This is a genomic window from Aeromonas sp. HMWF015, assembly GCF_963878965.1.
Lineage (GTDB): Bacteria > Pseudomonadota > Gammaproteobacteria > Enterobacterales > Aeromonadaceae > Aeromonas > Aeromonas veronii.
Map to the genome: position 1 here is coordinate 1 of NZ_CAWNZT010000101.1, position 3,234 is coordinate 3,234.

Annotated in this window: 3 protein-coding genes; 1 reads left to right on the forward strand and 2 read right to left on the reverse strand. The window is 52.3% G+C overall.

Annotated elements, in window-relative coordinates:
• Positions 1-1,106 precede the first annotated feature (1,106 nt).
• Together AACS18_RS05000 and AACS18_RS05005 are read right to left on the reverse strand one after the other, a co-directional pair.
• Positions 1,107-1,460 (reverse strand): hypothetical protein, encoded by a 354-nt coding sequence (locus AACS18_RS05000; RefSeq protein WP_108613863.1) that lies wholly within the window; start codon positions 1,458-1,460, stop codon positions 1,107-1,109.
• 11 nt (positions 1,461-1,471) lie between these two features.
• A complete protein-coding gene (locus tag AACS18_RS05005; RefSeq protein ID WP_108613864.1) occupies positions 1,472-2,665 on the reverse strand; it encodes a hypothetical protein in 1,194 nt (397 codons plus the stop codon).
• Between the two features lie 375 nt (positions 2,666-3,040).
• Here AACS18_RS05005 and AACS18_RS05010 point away from each other — a divergent pair.
• The coding region (locus AACS18_RS05010; protein WP_108613865.1) for a helix-turn-helix domain-containing protein at positions 3,041-3,234 on the forward strand (194 nt) is incomplete at its 3' end.

Sequence of the window (3,234 nt, forward strand, 5' to 3'; positions counted from 1 at the left end):
TAAGCTAGCAAAAAGTGGTCAAGCAAGACTCCTCAGAGCTATGGCTGGTATTGATGTATGGATTTTTTGTGTCGTTGACCCAAGGCTTGGCACTGTAACGAAAGAGGAAGCGATCGTTCTGGGCAAGCTATCAGAGCTCAGGCGCCGAGAAATCAAGTAAGTCCTACCCGCGCAACTCCTTCACAACAAAACCCGCTTAGGCGGGTTTTGTTGTTTCTATGTGTTTATTTTAGAGATCGATATTGATCTGTCGTTCTCTTTAGAATACGATTCAACTATCGTACTCTAAAGAGAACGAATGACGTTGAGTATGTTGGGTGTAAACAGATAAAACACAACAACAGACCAGCAATCAGGACCCGCCCCTAACCAGGGCAGAAGTGAAGCGCCTGACCAGCGCGTAAGAACGACAAAGCCCGCGCAGGGCGGGCTTTGAAGGGCGGGAGACCATCCCGCCAGACGCCAGGGGACCACCCCAGCAATCAGGACCCCGACCAGCCAAAGCTAGCGGGAATTAGCGAGGACCTACTCGCCAATGGGAGTAAATGTACCATGACCAAGCGCATTTTTTCCAGGGCCGCCAAACGAGCAGACCAGCTCATAACCCTCATTGCAGACCGCCTGAATGGCAATGCAACACGCCGCCGAGCCATCAAGCAACGCCTCCATTTGGCAATGCTTGCCTCAGAGCAACACCGCCTCGTTGCTGTTCGCGCAACCCAGCAGCGAACAGCCCATGTACCAAAACCCAACCTACTCCTCCACTGGCGAACTGCTTACCGCCGTAACGCTGTATAGCCAGGGGTTGGCGCTTCCCTCATAGCGCCATAGCCAAAGCCTCTTTTCCAAGCACCGCAAGGATGCTTTGGCTTCGCTCACGCCAAATTCGGCCAAGCGGGCTCTTTAACAACCAGGTAAGGGCTGTCACCACTCGAAATTTGCTGGCCCGGCAGATCCCCACACAACCGTTCGAACCGGAATGTGGGGCTGGAAGGTGACAAGTTGCCTCCTGAAATCAGGAGGCATCCCAGAATATTCCAAAGAGTATTCTGGGATGCCAAACCCAAAAATGCGCCTGCTCTAGGCAGGCGCATCAGGTTTAAAGGTCAGTCTACGTATTCGCAGTTACAGCTGCTGTAGTCCAGATTCTTACCCGTGTATACGTGGCATGATTTCTCATGCGTATTGTTTTTATAGAGCCGCACCGTCAGGTGAGTCTTTTTATCTGTCGGGGTCTCATGAGGTCCAGCGACAACCATCGCACCAGACTTGTCTCCGGCCATGTTGCTGTAGGCCGCAACGGTCTTGCACTGCATGACCACGTTCGCTGCGGCTTTCTTGCTCATGGGCTTGGTCGCTGGCGCACTCCAATTTGGAGAAAAGTCCAAATATGCGGCCAACGCACTTTGAGAACACACCATCAGCATGACAGTGACGACTGCAGAGATAATTGATTTCATCCTTGCAGACCTCATTTTGCCATTGCCGCAGCTTTCAATGCCTGCGAAGTGACGTAGGCAGAGATATCGCGGACGTTGGCACCAAAGACAACGGGATTTCCCGCCGGGAGCGAGGTTTTCACCGTCATCTGACCTTTATCGTTAAAGGTCACATCAGTGTCATGGCCACCGCTGGCGCTGGCTGAGAAGAACGGCCATATGCCCCCTTTGGCTTGTGTTTTGATCGAGGTCTGCTCCTCGGAGCTGTAGGTGGCATCGGAGGTCATGACGATATCGATACCGTCAACGATGACCAATCCTTCGATGATCCGCTGGAGGTTACCGTCCGGGCCAAACGTGCTCGCCCAGGTCATCGGGTTGCCCGCAGACCAGGCCGTATCCCCTCCCTTGTAGGCGTAGTTCAGGAAGGCAGAGCTGTACCAGTCACCCGGTTTGAAGGTTTCCAAAGTGACAACATGTTGGAATGTTGCATCAATGGTCACTTCAGAGCTGGTGAATTTGCTGGTTGTGCTGCTGTAGCTACCACCGCCCCCGAGGGAGAAGATATCAAAGAAACCACTGACCCCACCTTTCGCCCAGGTAGTGGACACGTCGGATGACGAAGTCTTGCTGTCCATGTGTACCGACTTCGTCGGACCGTGTGCGATCAGCCCACCGGTAATGTCATCGATCTTGATGTTGTACAGGGTATCTTTCTTGGGATCGAACGGATGGTCAGCATCGCTATTGGCGTCATACTTCGACAATGCAACGTTCACCACATTGTGGTCGTCCTTTTTATTGATTGAGATGGCAGAGGTTGCCACGTTGTCCGGCAAGTTCTGACTAGCCCAGAGCTCAAACACTCCCGGCATACCGCCAGCATCTTTCCGAGCAGATGCAGTGACAGTTTTTTTGTAGTCCATCCAGTCGCTCAGGTTGTCACCCATCACCCGCTTGAAGTCATCGCTGATCGGTGCAATGACCGCACTGAACAAACCACCGTAGTCCTGGTAGAAGCTGTTGAGCGAGCCCAACGACAATACCGATGTCAGAGCCTTGGGCGGGATCGAGTCGATCAACTGCCAGAATGCACTGGTGGTATAGGGCAACTGCGCACCCGCCTGCAGAAGCATGAACGAAGACTTGTCCAGACCCAAGCCATCAACAGCAGCCAGGTACCACATGTCTTGCAAAGTCGCTACAGCCTTGTCTACTTCAGCCATTTTCAAACTCCTTTTGGATTGTTTGCTGCGGTGAAATACCGCCCGAGAAAACTAGCTGGAGTAAACACGCCCCTCTAGTGACAAATCTATCAGTAGATGAGCTTTAGCTTTGACACTACCCAGTTCAATCAGGTGAGAAACAACAAGATAGACCCACTCAGCATCTCTCACCTTGGGTGATCCAGGTCTCAAAATTCCGTTTTCATGTCCCTTGGCAACCGAGGGGCGATTTTCCCACCCCATTCCGACCTATCTGTAAGCATCTGTATTGAATCAACTTTTATTTAGTGGGTCGCAGATCTGACCTCCTACCATCTGGCGAGCAAAATCGCCATCTCCTCCGACCGTGTTTGTTAACCAACCAAGGACATCACCATGAAAAATCACTCCGACCAATCCAACACAACCATCACCCAGCTCAACGACGAATGCCGAAAGCGCTTACGTACTCTGCGTGAAAACATGGGGCTGAGCCGTCCCAAGTTCGCGGACTTACTGGGGATCCCCCCAACCACATTGAAGAACTACGAACTGAACTACCGGGAGATCGGTGGTGGGGCCTTGTTACT